Here is a 14,409-nt window from a genome sequence, read left to right as displayed (position 1 = left end):
GCATGACATCAACCAGCGACAACCAACAGGCCCTGCTGCGGCAGGTACTGGGCCTCCCGGTGATCGTGGCCGCCCTGGGCTACTTCGTCGACATATACGACCTGGTGCTTTTCAGCATCGTCAGGGTGCCGAGCCTGAAGGGGATCGGACTCACCGGCCGGGAACTGATCGACCAGGGGGTATTCCTGCTCAACATGCAGATGGCGGGCATGCTGCTGGGCGGCATCCTCTGGGGGATCCTCGGGGACCGCAAGGGGCGCCTGAAGATCATGTTCGGCTCCATCTTCATCTACTCCCTGGCCAACCTCGCCAACGGCATGGTGCATTCCATCGAGAGCTACGCCCTGCTCCGGTTCCTGGCCGGCATCGGGCTGGCGGGTGAGCTGGGCGCCGGGATCACGCTGGTCTCCGAGGTGCTGCACCGCTCCATCCGGGGCTACGGCACCATGATCGTCGCCACGGTCGGCGTGTCCGGCGCCATCCTGGCCAATTTCGTCGCCAGGCAGTTCGACTGGCGCACCGCCTTCGTCATGGGGGGCATCCTGGGGCTGATGCTCCTGGTGCTGAGGCTGAGCGTCGCCGAATCGGGGATGTTCAAGGGGATGGAGTCGAGGGAGATGTCCAAGGGGAACTTCCTGGCGCTGTTCACCTCCCGGGACCGTTTCGGGCGCTTCCTGCATTCGATCCTGATCGGGCTTCCCTCCTGGTTCGTGGTCGGGGTGTTGATCACCTTCTCGCCGGAGTTCGCCAAGGTGTTGAACGTGCAGGGCGCCGTGAGCGCGGGCAACGCCGTGATGTACTGCTATCTCGGGCTGGTCGGCGGAGACCTCGCCAGCGGCGTTTTGAGCCAGGTGATGCAGAGCCGCAAGAAGGTGGTGCTCCTGTTCCTGCTGATCACCGTGGCAGCGGTAGTCGTCTACTTTTCCGCGGCCGGGGTGAGCGCCGGCGCCTTTTACGGCATCTGCTGCCTGCTCGGCTTCGGCATCGGCTACTGGGCCATCTTCGTCACCGTCGCCGCCGAGCAGTTCGGCACCAACCTGCGCGCCACCGTGGCCACCTCCGTTCCCAACTTCGTGCGCGGCATGACCATTCCCATCACCATGCTGTTCCAGGTCGCCCGCAAGAGCCTCGGCATCGAAACCGGCGCCATCGTGGTGGGCGTCCTCACCCTGGCGATCGCCCTCTTCTCCCTGTCGCGGCTGCGGGAGACCTTCCACAAGGACCTCGACTACTTCGAGGAGTTCATCTGAGCACACCGTTGACACGCCAGGGCGAACAGACCATGACCACCGAACAGAAGCCGCACCTTTTGCGCACCTCCCTCGTCACGGCCATCGCCCCCTGCATCTGGGGCAGCACCTACATCGTGACCACCCAGATGCTCCCCCCGAACCACCCGCTCACCGCGGCACTCCTGCGCGTGCTCCCCATCGGCCTGGTCATGGTCGCCCTGCAGCGCCGCGCGCCCGGCGGGGAGTGGTGGGGACGGCTGCTGTTTTTAGGCCTTTTGAACATCGGCGTGTTCCAGGCGCTGCTCTTCATCGCCGCCTACCGGCTTCCCGGCGGGGTTGCCGCTACCGTGATCGCGACCCAACCGTTGGCGGTCATCGTGCTCTCCCGGCCGCTGCTGGGAAACACCCCCACGCGCCTGGCCTGGATCGCCGCCGGCACCGGTCTCTTCGGCGTGGCCCTTTTGGTACTCACCCCGGCCGCCCGTCTGGACGCCATCGGCCTCGCGGCCGCCTTTGCGGGTGCCGGCTGCATGGCCCTGGGCACGGTCCTCACCAAACGCTGGGCGGCAACGCCCCTCCCCATCGCCGCCTTTACCGGATGGCAGTTGGTCTTTGGCGGCATCTTTCTGCTCCCGTTCACGCTTCTCTTCGAGGCACCGCTCGCGGGGCTCACCGTCAGGAACGTGATCGGTTACGCATACCTCGGCATCTTCGGTACCGGCATCACCTACATGATCTTTTTCTGGGGGATTCGGCGGCTGCAGCCGTCCGCGGTCTCGCTGCTCGGCTTGTTGAGCCCGGTCATGGCCACGGCGCTTGGTTTCCTGGTGCTGGGGCAGAGCCTCACGCCCCTGCAGATCGTAGGTGGGGTGCTGGTTCTGTGGAGTATCTGGGCGGGGCAGCGCCGGCCATCCCTCTGACACTGCATACGGGCAGGTCCCACATTGGTAGCGCCACGACTTCCTTTGAGTTGTATGTTCCCAGTTTTCTGTCTAAAATTGGGAGTATTCCCATGCTAATACGGCATCCACTGACAGAGGCATTTCATCTATGCCAGATGGAAGTCTGCCTCGTCCTCTCATATACTCTTTCTGGCCCAGCGTTCGCGAAATACTACAGGAGTCGCAGATGGAATCTATCCCCATTTCCTCCCGAACGTCCGATATCCTGATCGTCGACGACCAGCCGGCCAACCTTCAGGTACTCTCCGAAATCCTCAAATCCAACGGCTTCAAGGTAAGACCTGTTCCAAGCGGCAGGCTGGCACTGGGCGCGGCCGAGAAGGAGCCCCCGGACCTGATCCTGCTCGACATAATGATGCCCGAGATGGACGGCTACGAGCTCTGTCGGCGGCTCAAGGAAATGCCCCTCCTCAGCCACATCCCGGTGATCTTCATCAGCGCACTGGATGAGACCGTCGACAAGATAGCAGGGTTCCGCGCCGGCGGCGTGGACTACATCGCCAAGCCCTTCGAGGCTGAAGAGGTGCTGGCGCGGGTGCGCGCCCACCTCGCCCTGCGGCAGTACCAGGATTCGCTGCAGGAGCAAAACCGCCTCATCGAACAAAACTACGACCGCCTGCAAGAGCTGGAGAAAATGCGGGACCAGCTCACCCACATGATCGTGCACGACATGCGCAACTTGCTGACCGGGGTCGGCGCCTCCTTGTTGATGCTGCAGAAGGACCTGGCTGAAAAACTGGATGACCGCTCTAATCGTTTGCTTAATTCGGCGGCGGTGTGCGCCAGGGAACTGTCGGACATGTGCAACAATCTGCTCGACGTCAGCAAGCTGGAAGAAAATCAGATGCAGCTCAACCTGTCGGAGTGCGGTCTGCTGGAACTGAGCAGGGCGGCCCTTGAAAAGCTGCGCCCCGTCGTCCAAAACCGCAGCGTGAGCATCCCGCCTGCCAACCAGGAACTGCTCGTGTTCGCTGACCGCGACATACTGCTGCGCATCATATTCAACCTGCTTCACAATGCCCTCAAGTTTACCGACTCGGACGGTGTCATCGCCATAGCCCTGCAAGGGACCGAAGCCCTGGTGCGATATTCCGTTACAGACAACGGCCCCGGCATCCCGTGCGAATTCCGTGAAAAGATTTTCCAGAAGTTCGGACAGGTCAACTGCACCAAATACAAGCGCAACCTCTGTTCTACGGGCCTTGGCCTCACCTTCTGCAAACTAGCCGCCGAAGCGCACCACGGCAGGATCTGGGTCGAGAGCGAAGCCGGCGTCGGAAGTACCTTCCACCTGGAACTTCCCATAAACCGGGAGCACCCCTAAACAAGGAAGAAGCCATGCCCGAAGGGACAAAGGGAACAGCATCCTTTTCTTGGCTCCGGCGCTGCCTGGCACTACTCGTCTGGTTCTCGGCGCTTGGCCTGTTTTGCCCCGTCTCCGCCAGTGCCAGCCACAAAAAGAACCTCCTGATCCTCAACTCCTACCATCACGGCTTCAAGTGGACCGACGACGAGACGCAAGGGGTCGTTGAGGCTTTGGGCGGTAAGCAACGCGACCTTGGCATCTACATCGACTACATGGGCTCCAAGTGGTCCAATCGGCCACAGTACCTGGAACTGCTGTGCAAGACATACCGCGAAAAATTCTCGTCCATCCGCTTCGATGCCATCGTGGCGACCGACGACGACGCCTTTGACTTGCTGCGAAATCACCGCGACGAGATCTTCGGACAGGTGCCTGTGGTATTTTGCGGCGTCAACTGGCTGGACCTGAAACGATTGCAGGGGACGCCCCAGTTCACAGGGGTGAACGAGGACGCCGACATTCCCGCCAACATCGACTTGATGCTCTCCCTGCACCCGAACGTAAAGCATATCTACGTTGTCACCGACCGGACCACCACCGGCAGGACCGTCGGCGACAGGTTCCTGCAGTTGGAGCCGCTCTACAGGGAAAGGGTCGAGCTGCACCTGCTGGACGGCCTCAGCATGCCGACACTGTTGGCCACGGTGGCCGCGCTCTCTGACGACTCACTGGTCCTTCTTACCCTGTTCCAAAAGGACAGCGAAGGAACCTTTTTCGAGTATTCCGAAAGCACCGCGCTTTTGTCGCAGCGAAGCAAGGTGCCGGTGTACGGGCTGTGGGACTTCAACCTGGGCTACGGCATCGTGGGCGGGAAGCTGACCAGCGGAAAAGCGCAAGGCGAGGCCGCCGGAGCCATGGCACGTCGCATCCTGGCCGGAGAACTCCCCGCCACCATCCCGGTGCTGATGGAGAGCCCCAACCGCTACCTGTTCGATTACCGGCAGCTCAGGCGCTTCAACATTCCACTGGCGCGGCTCCCCCGCGGCAGCGTCGTGATCAACCGTCCCTACTCGTTTTACACGGAGCACAAAAAGGAGTTCATTTTCACCGGCTTGTTCATCATCGCCCTCATGGTGACGATTGTGCTGTTGCTGGTGAGCATCCGCAAAGCAAAGAGGGCGGAAACCGAGCTGAAGAAGACGGAGAAACAGCTTGCCGACATCATCGATTTTCTCCCCCTGGCAACCTTCGCCATCGACACCAACGGGCGGGTGGTCGCCTGGAACCGCGCCATCGAGAAGATGACGGGAGTGCAGGCATCGCAGATGCTGGGCAAAGGAAACTACGAGTATGCCCTCCCCTTCTATGAGGAACGGCGCCCGCTGCTCATAGACATCGCCCTGCTCCCCGATGGGCAAAAGGGCAAGGTGCTCAGCGAGAGATACCAAAGCAGCGCCCAGGAGGGGTATCTCCTTAGCGATGAGATTTATATCAACCTGAACGGACAGCCACGCTACATGTTGGGATGGGCACATCCTTTTTTTGACACCAAAGAAAAAGTCATCGGTGCCATCGAGATCATTACCGACATAACGGACAAGAAGCTGGCGGACGAACTGCGCTTCGCCAAGCACCTGGCGGAAACGGCCAACAGGGCGAAAAGTCTTTTCCTCGCCAACATGTCCCACGAAATCCGCACTCCCCTCAACGCCATACTCGGGTTTTCCCAGATCCTCGGGCACGACCGGTCGCTTTCGCAGCAGCAGCGGGAGAAGATCGAGACCATAAACCGCAGCGGTGAATACCTCCTGGAACTCATCAACGACATCCTGGAGATCTCCAAGATCGAAGTCGGGCGCGTGGTGCTCAAGGAGGCGGACTTCGACCTGAGAGCGCTGCTCGGGGACCTGGAGCTCATGTTCAGGATGAAGACGCAGTCAAAAATGCTTAAGTTGACCGTCAGCATCGGTGCAGAGGTGCCGCGCTACGTAAATGGCGACGAGGGGAAACTGCGGCAGGTTTACGTCAACCTGCTTGGCAACGCTGTGAAATTCACGCGGCACGGCTCCGTCTCCCTGGAGGTCCATGCCAGCCAGGACGAGGATGGACTGCTGCGGCTTCACTCCGTGGTAAGCGACACCGGCGTCGGTATTGCCGCCGAGGAAATAGAAAAATTGTTCCAGTTCTTCCAACAGACCAGCAGCGGCATCCGCTCCGGAGGCGGCACGGGGCTTGGGCTGGCCATCTCCAACCAGCATGTGCTCATGATGGGGGGAACCATCACCGTCGAGAGCGAGGTCAACAAGGGGAGCCGTTTCGTTTTCGAGGTAGCCCTGAAGCCGGGAAGCGAGGCGGCGCTAGCCCGGCAGCCCGACCGCGGGGTCATCGGGCTGCAAAACGGAGTGGGACGCAACCGGATCCTCATCGTGGACGATCGCAAGGAGAACCGGGATATGCTGGCGGACATGCTCGGGGAGGTTGGATTCGAGACCAGCGAGGCCTGCAACGGCGAGGAGGCCGTGGCGGCCTTCGCAGCCTCGCCCCCTGATCTGGTGCTGATGGACATGTGGATGCCGGTTCTCGATGGTTACCAGGCCACCGCCCGCATCAGGGCGCTGCCGGAAGGAAAGGTGACCCCGATCATCGCGGTTACGGCAAGCGCCTTGGAAGACGAGCGGGAAAAGGTGATGGCATCGGGAATGGACGGGTTCCTCAGCAAGCCGTTCCGGGAGGCCGAACTGTTCCGTATCATTGGCTCTGCACTGGGGATCAATTATCTCTACGACGAAAGCCCTGGCGGGATCACCTCTCCCGGGCCGGCGATCGACGACATGGACCCCGGCGCCATCGCGGCCCTGCCGCCGGAGCTGATCGAGGCCTTGCGCAGTGCCGTTACCGCCGGTGACTTGGACGCCATGCTGGAGCACATTGACGAGATCGAGGCTCGTGACATGAAGACTGCTGCCATCCTCAGGGAAATGGCATCGCACTACCAGTACGAGCTGATGCTGCAGGTGCTGGCACCGGCCTCATGCCATGACGGAACTGCGCCTAAAGGCGCGACCGTCCCGGAAGACGGAAGTGGTGAGACAAGACGGGGACCAGGTGGGGGCGTGGAGTGATCAGGGGGTGGTCGTGAGAGGGGCGCCAGAGAGCAAGGCTTGCACTTCGGATGGGGGTGGCAAGGCGGCACGGCCGCCCAACGCTCTCGTGTTCAAGGCGCCCAGCGCCGCGGCGTAGCGGGCAGAGTCTTCCAGTGAAAGCCCCCGCGCGAGGCCGAAGAGAAAGCCGCCGTGGTAGGCGTCCCCCGCGCCGGTGGTGTCGATAACCGGCTCCACGGGGTAGGACGGTTGCTGGAAAGATGCGCCGTCCCGGGTCAGCAGCAGACTCCCGCGCGTTCCGCTGGTAACCCCGACCACCCGGGCGCCGTACTGCAGGAGCGCCTGCGCCCCCAATTCCGGTGACGACGCGCCGGTGCAGCTCGCCGCGTACTCCTCGGCGACGATGCAGATGTCCACCAGCGGCAAGAGTTCCAAGTGCTCCGGCCGGAACCGGTGTGAGCCGCCGTCGAAAGAAACCAGGACACCGGCTTGCCGTGCCACCTGGGCTGCCTTCAGGCAGGCCTGCCAGTGCCGACCGTTCAGGTGCAGGATCTGCGCGGAGGCGATCACCGTTTCGTCCAGCAGGTCGGGAGAAAGTTCGCCGGAGGTCCCGGGCGCGAAGGTGATGGCGCGGGCGCCGTCGCGCTTTCTGACCAGGATGGTCGCCTGTGACGAGGTGCTGGCGGCATCGACCACCATGGCCGACGTATCAACCCCTTCCGCTTCCAGTTCCGCCAGAATCATGCGGCCGATCAAATCGCCGCCGACACGGTCCAGCATGGCCGTGCGGGCACCCAGGCGCGCCAGGGCGACCAGCGCCGTGGCCACCGGGCCACCGCCAGCCAGGGCCGAGGCATGTGCCCGCTGCACCAGTTCGCTTCCCGGCAGTTCATCCACCACCATGAGCAGATCCATCGTGCAGACGCCGAGCCCCACCACGTCGTATTTCATAGCGCCGCCTTTCGCAGGTCAGGGGACTGGCTCCGCCAGGTGCCTGTCCCCTTGTGCTTGTGAAACAAGGTTGAGCAGAAAGGAGCGTTCCGCTAGAGGGACAGGCACCTGACGGAGCCAGTCCCTTCTGCCGCACACTCTCAGATGCAGAAATCCAGCACGTCCTCCTGGCGCGCCTCCGCTTCGTCCATCTTCTTCAGGACGTCCGCGAGAGTGGTGCCGTCCAGGATGCGCGCCATCTCGTCGCGCACGTCCTTCATGACCAGCCTGATGCCGCAGGTCGCCTCGTTGCCGCACTCAGTGCACTTGGCGTAGGCCATCTCGCTCACGCAGGGAACCGGTGCCAGCGGCCCTTCCATGATCCTGATCGCCTGCCCGAAGGTGACCTTGTGCGGCGGCCTCCCCAGGTAGTACCCCCCGCCCCTTCCCTTGCGGCTCTGCAGGATGCCGCTGTTTTTCAGGTTGAGCAGGATGTTCTCCAGGAACTTCTTGGGGATCCTCTCGTCCCGGGCCAGGTCCGCGATGAGGATCGGCCCCTGGTCGTACTTTTGCGCCAGGTAAATCAAGGCCTTCAGGCCGTACTTGGTCTTCTTCGATATCATGCTTTCCTCTTTATATCTTCAGCCCGAGGACGGGCCAGATGAACACGACGCTGCCCATGAACAGCAGCCAGGAGATCGCCATAACCACGGCACCGGCCACGATGATGTCGCGGCTTTTGAGGTAACCGGAGGCGTAGGCGATGGCGGTGGCCGGGGTACCCATGGGAAGGCAGTAGGCCAGGCCCGCCGGGAGCGCGATGGAGAGCGTCATCACCTTGGGGTCCATGCCCGTGGTCTGGCACAAACCCATCCCGACCGGCATCAGGATCGCAACCACCGCGGCGTGGCTGATGCACTCGGTGACCAGGATGGCCACCAGCGAGATCACCGCGATCACCGCCAGCGGCGCGTGCGCCTGATCGCCCATCCCTTTCTTCACCACCCACACCGCCGCGCCGGTTTTCTCCAGCGCCGTGGCAAGCGCGATGGTGCCGCCGTACATCAGGATGATGCCCCAGTTGACGTATTCCTCGATCATCTGCCAGGAGATCACCTTGAAGGTGAACAGGGCGGCTGCCCCAAGGATGGCGATGGCGGCCAGGCCGGTCTTCTCACCCAGGAACATCCAGCAGGCGACGGTGACGATCATGACCAGGGTGGTAAGGACCTCGTCATAGCTGATCTTCCCCATTTCCAGGCGTTTGCCGTTGAGAAATTTGAGCCCTACTTCAACATCGTCCAGGTCCGGCGGAAAGAACTTGAGCAGGATGGCAAAGCCCAGCACGAGCAGCGGCAACACGATCATGCAGGCCGCGGTGGACCACTCGATGAAGGAGAAATGAAGCCCGGTCGCCTCCTTGAGCAGCCCCGCGGCAAGCGGCGCACGGGCACCGCCGAGGAAGGTGGCGATGCCGCCGATGATGCACCCCCAGGCCATGGACATGAACAGCAGGCGCCCGAAGCTGCTCTTCCCTTTCTCCAGTTGCAGGGCCGTCGCCAGTTCGGTAACCACCGGGAAAAGCATGGCCGCGACGGCGTGCTCACTCATGATGAAGGAGAGAAAGGCGGACAACAGGAAGACGGTCAGGGCGAGCCTCGCGGGTGTCCTGCCGAAGCGCGCCAGCATGGCGCGGGCGAGACGGGCGGAGATGCCGGTACCGGTAAGGGCGGCAGCCAGGATGAAGGCGCCCAGGATGAAGAACACGGACTCGTTGCCGAACATGGAGTAGGTCTTCTTGGCGTCCATGATGCCCAGTAGCGGCAGCATCACCATGGAGAGCAGCGCGGTGACCGCGATGGGGAGGAGACCGGAGATCCAGAAGAACACGGTGGCGCCGAAGAGCACCAGCGAACGGTACCCTTCGACGGTAAGCCCTTCCGGGGGAGTGAGGCGGATCAGGAACGCGATGACCAGCGCGACGGCTGCCATCACCTGGTACCGGACGGTGCGGTCGAGCACGATGAGCCACAACGGACGGTTGTCGATCTTGAGCGGTTTGTCCAGGAGTTCCTTATGTTCCATCTGCTGCCGCGCGCCCTCTTTGTTGGACTTCAAAAACGTCACTCCTAATTAGAGACCGGAAGATTCGTAAGATTCTGCCACTTCTTTTACGCGCAGCAAGCGTCTCAGATCGGAACCTGCCAATAGCCTGCGGTCCTCGATGCTGTCGATGAAGCCGCGCAGGATCCCTTTGGGTGAGGCCGGGGTGAAGGGGGAGATCAGGTAGACCAGCGGCAGGAGCGGCTTGAGCAGCACCTTCTTCTGCTGCCAGCCCCGCTGCAGGTGTTGGAACACCTTGGTCAGCTGCTCGGCCGGGACTGCCGCCGCTTCCTCGGAAAGCTGCACCAGCGGTACGATGTCCCGTTCCAGCAGGGCGTCGATGCCGGCAACGATACTCCCGGCCGGTTCGCACCCGACGCCCAGGGAGGAGAGCACCGACCAGCGCGGAAAGACCGCGCGGGCGTAGTCGAGGGAGCGCAGGCGCTCCTCCAGCGACGAGCCGCGTTGTGTCGAGCGGACCTGGTCGTAGGTGTGCAGCGGGATGTCGAGGATGTCGACGCCGGCGGCATAGGCGCGCTCCACCATGTTCCGGGAGGCGCAGTAATCCACCCTCCCCACGAGGTAAGCGTTGAAGTTTTTCTTGATCAACCGAGCGAGGTTTTCCGCATCGGCAAAACGCTCCTCCTCCCCGAAGGTGAGGTGAAACAGCGCCGCGTTACTCTGGTAGTGACTGTCGTACAGCGTCTCTATGGTCTGCCGTTCCGGGAGATTCCCCCCCACGTAGAAGACGTTTTCTTCCCGCCGCAGCTCGTCGGGGGAATATGGGGAGGTCCGAGCGACAAGCTCCCGCATTCTCTTCTGGTCTATCCTCATGGGTATGCAGCCCCTCCGGCAATCATAAATACATCACGGCGCTGTGCGATTTTAGCCACCATACGTAAATAAACCAAAACAGTCAACAAAAATCATCCTATTACCCATCAGCATACTAGAGTATTTAAAGCCGCTATAAAGACGGCTACTTACGCATCCACAGCAACGCGCGGCGCACTGCTGTACCACTCCCCATCGGTGTGATTGGGCGGGCGCTGAAGAGCTGAATCCATTCTCATTGACTTGGCGTCACGGACGCGCTATAGAAAGTGAGCTCTAAGTGAGCCGCAACACGCGGGAAAGCGTCAGTCTCGCCGTTGCGCAACGCCGAAAGGTTGCTATCCTCATTAACATTCCATTTCCGCTGCCGGTCCCGCGGCAGTCGACAAGGTTCTCATGATTGCTCGCATCGATCATCTCAACATCGTGGTACGCGACCTGGAGCAGGCTGTGGCCTTTTTCACCCTCTTGGGCTTCACCCCCGGCATCAGTTCCAGCCTCGACACCGACTTTCTCGAGACGCTGACCGGCGTGCGCTGCGCCGGTGGACGTTTCACCGCCCTGCACCACCCCGGCTCGGACCTATCCATCGAACTGCTGCAGTTCGACGCCGGCGGGGACCCCGACCCGGGCATCGGCATCGCCAACCGCATCGGCCTGCGCCACCTCGCCTTCGCGGTCACCGACATAGAGGCCGAAGTGGCGCGGCTGCGCGGCCACGGCGTGCAGTTCATCGGCGAGGTGCAGGTCTGGCGCAAAACCGGGAAGAAACTGATCTACTTCCACGGGCCGGAAGGGATCCTGCTGGAGCTCGCCCAGTACCCGAAGCAGTAATAAACCAACCACGAGGGCTGCCGCCGGCCATGCCGATCAAGAACAAGACCCCGCGCCACCTGGCCGAATTCGTCTGCACCGAGCTGCGCAAGCGCAAGGCCGCCGTGCCGGACGACCAGGTCATCACCGAGCTCATGGAGACCATGTACTACTCCAGCCTCCGCACCGAGGAATCGGAGCCGGTGCTGTTCCACATGGTCTTTCTCGATCCGAGCCAGCCCGACCCGAAGCCCCCGCGCAACCCGGCGCGGGACCGCTGGAGCTACATTCCCTTCGCCGACCCGATCCCCTTCACCGTCTCCAACGTGGTCAAGATCGCCAAGTCCACCGATCTGCGCACCTCCTCGTTCGTGATCTGGCCCGACCAACTGGACCAGCTCTACATCTGGGGGCTGGTGGACCAGCAAAACCGGTTCCACAAGTTCCTGAACCGCAGCGCCGAGGTCGAGGTCGAGCGCCCCGGCGTGTTCCAGGCCAGCGTCGAGGGGATCGGCATCATCGTCGTGTACATGCGCTACGAGAAGGTGGCGGAACTGAGGGTGAACGAGGTGATCCGCCACTCGCTCGACCTGTTCCGCGAGGGACCGGTGCGCGACCTGCTGGCGCCCGGCATCGACCGTTTCCTCGACGGGGTGCGCAGTCACATACCCGACGACATCTACCAGGCGCCCGGGGCCGGAGACGAGCTCCATGCCCAGCAGTGGATCTCCGTTTTGTGCCGGATCCTGCTCAGGATCCAGAAGATCAAGAACGGCGGCGCCATACTGATCACGCCGCAGATCACCCCGGACGACCTGAACGTGAAGTACGGCATCAACTACGACCGGCTCCCGACCTCGCTGCAGTCAAACGCGGTCACCAAGATCAAGTCGGACTACCTGGAACGGCACCTGCTCGGGCACGGCGAATCGAGGCCCAAGGAACTCTCCGCCGACCAGTTCCAGCAGCTGCGGCGCCTGGAGAAGGAACTGCGGGCCAACAAGAACGAGATCGACGGGGTCATCTGGTTCATCGCCCTGTTGACGCGGGTGGACGGGCTGGTGGTCATGGACCCCAACCTGGTGGTGCGCGGCTACGGGGTGGAGATCAAGAACTGGCAGGAGCCGGACCGGGTCTTCATCGCCACCGACCGCATGGGGAGCGAAGCGAAGCTGCGCCCGGTCAGCTACAACCATTTCGGAACCCGGCACCGGTCCATGATGCGCTATTGCTGCCAGAACCCGGGGAGTCTCGGCTTCGTGATTTCCCAGGACGGCGAGGTGCGGGTGATGACCATGCTGGGAGAGCGCCTGGTCATGTGGGAGAACATCAAGCTGAAGTACTACAGTTACGCATCCAGGAAAAAATGACGCGGAAATCCCCCTAAATCCCCCTTCGCAAAGGGGGACTTCAAACCCAAACACCCGAGGTTCCTATGAAAATGAGGATGCTCCCCCTCTCACTGTTGCTGCTCCTTAGCTCGTCGTTTGCCCTCGCGGCGGAGAGCACCACCGGCACTGCGCCCTCCCGGATCACTGCGGTGACCGTCTTTTCCGACACCGCCCAGGTGACGCGCCAGGCAAGTGTCGCGCTCAAGGCAGGAACCAACCTGGTCACGCTGGAGAATCTGCCTCAGCTCATGGCCGAGGAATCGCTCAGAGCCGAGGGAAAGGGAACCGGGCGCGCCCGCATCGCCGGGCTCACGGTGAAGAACGTCTTCCTCGACCGCAGCAAAGATCAGCGGGTGCGCGAGCTCGAGGACGAGATTGCCCGGCTCAACCGGAAGGTGGAAGCGATCGAGGCCCGACGCAAGGCCTTGGCCGCCCAACGTGCCTTCGTCGACTCCATCCGCGTCGGCTGGGGCGATCGGATCTCCAAGGAACTGAGCCTCGGCAAACCTACCGCCACCGAACTCTCCGAGGCGGTGCGCTTCGTGGGCGACAACACCGGCAAGATAGAGGAAGAACTCTACGACGCCGAGGCCGCCAAGAAGCCGCTCCTGGAGCAGATCGCCGCGCTGAAGAAGGAACTGGATCAGTACCGCTCCGAGCCCATGAAAGAGGTGCGCTCGGTCCAGGTGGCGATCGAGGCGGAGCGCGACATGAAGTTCGACCTCGACCTCAGCTACCTGGTCGCCCAGGCAAGCTGGATGCCCGCCTACGACGTCAGACTCGCGCCGGACGGCAAGGATGCCCAGCTCACCTACCGGGCCCAGGTCTGGCAGAAGACCGGCGAGAACTGGCCGCAGGTGAGGCTCACCCTCTCCACCGCCAACCCGGCTTCCGGCGGCGGCGCACCCGAGCTCACCCCCTGGCGCGTCTCGTTTTACGAGCCTCCGCGCCCCATGCCATACCTGAGCCGCAAAACGGTAATGGGGGCGGCGGCACCGGTCCCTGCGCCCATGCAAGAGAGTACCTTTGGGGGCGCCCCCGCCGAGGACCGCTTGGAACCCGCAGGCTTCATCCCGTCGGAAGTGGCCCAGGGTCAAACCTCGGTCCAGTTCCAGGTGGCGCAGCCGTTGGACGTTCCCGCCGACGGCACCCGCTCGGCAAGCGTGATCGCCGCGGAGACGGTTCCCGTCGTGGCGGAATACGTCGCCGTCCCCAAACTCTCCCCGAGGGTCTACCTGAAGTCGACGGTGACCAACCGGACCCCCTTCCCGCTGCTCGCCGGAGAGGCCAGCATCTTCAACGACGCGACCTTCGTCGGCAAAAGCCGCCTGAAGACGGTCGCTTCCGGCGAAGAGTTCGACCTTTACTTCGGCAGCGACGATCAGGTGAAGGTGAAGCGCGATGCGGCGCGGGTAAAGAAGAAAGGGGGGCTTCTGGGCGGCAGCAGCGTCACCTATCACGTGACCATGGAACTCGCGAACTACAGGCAGCGCGCCGTCACCGTCTCGCTCAAGGACCAGCAGCCGCTCCCCGGCAACGCCGAGATCAAGGTCGGCATCGAAGACGCCTCGCCCACCCCGTCCGAGATCAAGGAAGACGGCACGCTGCTGTGGAAGGTCGAACTTGCCCCGGCTGAGAAGAAGAAGGTCTCCTACGACCTGGTGATCGAATATCCCAAGGGGAGGGATCTGGTCGGGCTTGAATAGCGCCCCTACCCGTTGCCATAACTTCAACCGT

At 62.5% G+C, this 14,409-nt stretch carries 11 protein-coding genes; 7 read left to right on the top strand and 4 right to left on the bottom strand.

The window, feature by feature from the left end:
• Positions 1 to 2: 2 nt before the first annotated feature.
• The 4 genes from KP004_RS08365 to KP004_RS08350 all read left to right on the top strand — a co-directional run bounded on the left by KP004_RS08365 (position 3) and on the right by KP004_RS08350 (position 6,622).
• A complete protein-coding gene (locus tag KP004_RS08365; protein WP_216801878.1) occupies positions 3 to 1,250 on the top strand; it encodes an MFS transporter in 1,248 nt (415 codons plus the stop codon).
• 32 nt (positions 1,251 to 1,282) lie between these two features.
• Positions 1,283 to 2,152, top strand: coding sequence for an EamA family transporter (locus KP004_RS08360; RefSeq protein ID WP_216801877.1), 870 nt, complete (start codon positions 1,283 to 1,285; stop codon positions 2,150 to 2,152).
• Positions 2,153 to 2,360: 208 nt separating this feature from the next.
• Positions 2,361 to 3,518: a hybrid sensor histidine kinase/response regulator gene (locus tag KP004_RS08355; protein ID WP_216801876.1), complete on the top strand. Its 1,158-nt coding sequence runs from the start codon at positions 2,361 to 2,363 to the stop codon at positions 3,516 to 3,518.
• A 14-nt stretch (positions 3,519 to 3,532) separates the two neighbouring features.
• Positions 3,533 to 6,622 carry a response regulator gene (locus KP004_RS08350; RefSeq protein ID WP_216801875.1) on the top strand — a complete coding sequence of 1,030 codons (3,090 nt, stop codon included), beginning with the start codon at positions 3,533 to 3,535 and terminating at the stop codon, positions 6,620 to 6,622.
• Here KP004_RS08350 and KP004_RS08345 read toward each other — a convergent pair whose 3' ends face one another.
• From KP004_RS08345 to KP004_RS08330, 4 genes are all read right to left on the bottom strand, one after another.
• Positions 6,623 to 7,552 (bottom strand): carbohydrate kinase family protein, encoded by a 930-nt coding sequence (locus tag KP004_RS08345; RefSeq protein WP_216801874.1) that lies wholly within the window; start codon positions 7,550 to 7,552, stop codon positions 6,623 to 6,625. It abuts the gene before it with no gap.
• Positions 7,553 to 7,692: 140 nt separating this feature from the next.
• Positions 7,693 to 8,154: an RrF2 family transcriptional regulator gene (locus KP004_RS08340; RefSeq protein ID WP_216801873.1), complete on the bottom strand. Its 462-nt coding sequence runs from the start codon at positions 8,152 to 8,154 to the stop codon at positions 7,693 to 7,695.
• A gap of 10 nt (positions 8,155 to 8,164) precedes the next feature.
• The gene (locus KP004_RS08335) at positions 8,165 to 9,616 is read right to left on the bottom strand and encodes a DASS family sodium-coupled anion symporter (RefSeq protein WP_216802442.1); all 1,452 of its coding nucleotides are present in this window, start codon (positions 9,614 to 9,616) and stop codon (positions 8,165 to 8,167) included.
• Positions 9,617 to 9,664: 48 nt separating this feature from the next.
• Complete coding sequence (locus KP004_RS08330) at positions 9,665 to 10,468, bottom strand: hypothetical protein (RefSeq protein WP_216801872.1); 804 nt, start codon at positions 10,466 to 10,468, stop codon at positions 9,665 to 9,667.
• A gap of 396 nt (positions 10,469 to 10,864) precedes the next feature.
• Here KP004_RS08330 and KP004_RS08325 point away from each other — a divergent pair, with 396 nt between their 5' ends.
• The 3 genes from KP004_RS08325 (at position 10,865) to KP004_RS08315 (ending at position 14,378) form a co-directional block, all read left to right on the top strand.
• Positions 10,865 to 11,302 (top strand): VOC family protein, encoded by a 438-nt coding sequence (locus KP004_RS08325; RefSeq protein ID WP_216801871.1) that lies wholly within the window; start codon positions 10,865 to 10,867, stop codon positions 11,300 to 11,302.
• Positions 11,303 to 11,331: 29 nt separating this feature from the next.
• Positions 11,332 to 12,651: a putative sensor domain DACNV-containing protein gene (locus KP004_RS08320; RefSeq protein WP_216801870.1), complete on the top strand. Its 1,320-nt coding sequence runs from the start codon at positions 11,332 to 11,334 to the stop codon at positions 12,649 to 12,651.
• Positions 12,652 to 12,716: 65 nt separating this feature from the next.
• Positions 12,717 to 14,378 (top strand): mucoidy inhibitor MuiA family protein, encoded by a 1,662-nt coding sequence (locus KP004_RS08315; RefSeq protein ID WP_216801869.1) that lies wholly within the window; start codon positions 12,717 to 12,719, stop codon positions 14,376 to 14,378.
• Positions 14,379 to 14,409 lie beyond the last annotated feature (31 nt).

The organism is Geomonas oryzisoli (assembly GCF_018986915.1).
In the GTDB taxonomy this organism is placed as follows: domain Bacteria; phylum Desulfobacterota; class Desulfuromonadia; order Geobacterales; family Geobacteraceae; genus Geomonas; species Geomonas oryzisoli.
The sequence above is the reverse complement of the archived record's forward strand: the minus strand, read 5'-3'. Positions and strand labels throughout refer to the sequence as shown.

Bases quoted from the DNA above. Each gene is read 5' to 3' on its own strand.
- KP004_RS08365 (WP_216801878.1), top strand. From the start codon at position 3: ATGACATCAACCAGCGACAACCAACAGGCCCTGCTGCGGCAGGTACTG.
- KP004_RS08360 (WP_216801877.1), top strand. From the start codon at position 1,283: ATGACCACCGAACAGAAGCCGCACCTTTTGCGCACCTCCCTCGTCACG.
- KP004_RS08355 (WP_216801876.1), top strand. From the start codon at position 2,361: ATGGAATCTATCCCCATTTCCTCCCGAACGTCCGATATCCTGATCGTC.
- KP004_RS08350 (WP_216801875.1), top strand. From the start codon at position 3,533: ATGCCCGAAGGGACAAAGGGAACAGCATCCTTTTCTTGGCTCCGGCGC.
- KP004_RS08345 (WP_216801874.1), bottom strand. From the start codon at position 7,552: ATGAAATACGACGTGGTGGGGCTCGGCGTCTGCACGATGGATCTGCTC.
- KP004_RS08340 (WP_216801873.1), bottom strand. From the start codon at position 8,154: ATGATATCGAAGAAGACCAAGTACGGCCTGAAGGCCTTGATTTACCTG.
- KP004_RS08335 (WP_216802442.1), bottom strand. From the start codon at position 9,616: ATGGAACATAAGGAACTCCTGGACAAACCGCTCAAGATCGACAACCGT.
- KP004_RS08330 (WP_216801872.1), bottom strand. From the start codon at position 10,468: ATGAGGATAGACCAGAAGAGAATGCGGGAGCTTGTCGCTCGGACCTCC.
- KP004_RS08325 (WP_216801871.1), top strand. From the start codon at position 10,865: ATGATTGCTCGCATCGATCATCTCAACATCGTGGTACGCGACCTGGAG.
- KP004_RS08320 (WP_216801870.1), top strand. From the start codon at position 11,332: ATGCCGATCAAGAACAAGACCCCGCGCCACCTGGCCGAATTCGTCTGC.
- KP004_RS08315 (WP_216801869.1), top strand. From the start codon at position 12,717: ATGAAAATGAGGATGCTCCCCCTCTCACTGTTGCTGCTCCTTAGCTCG.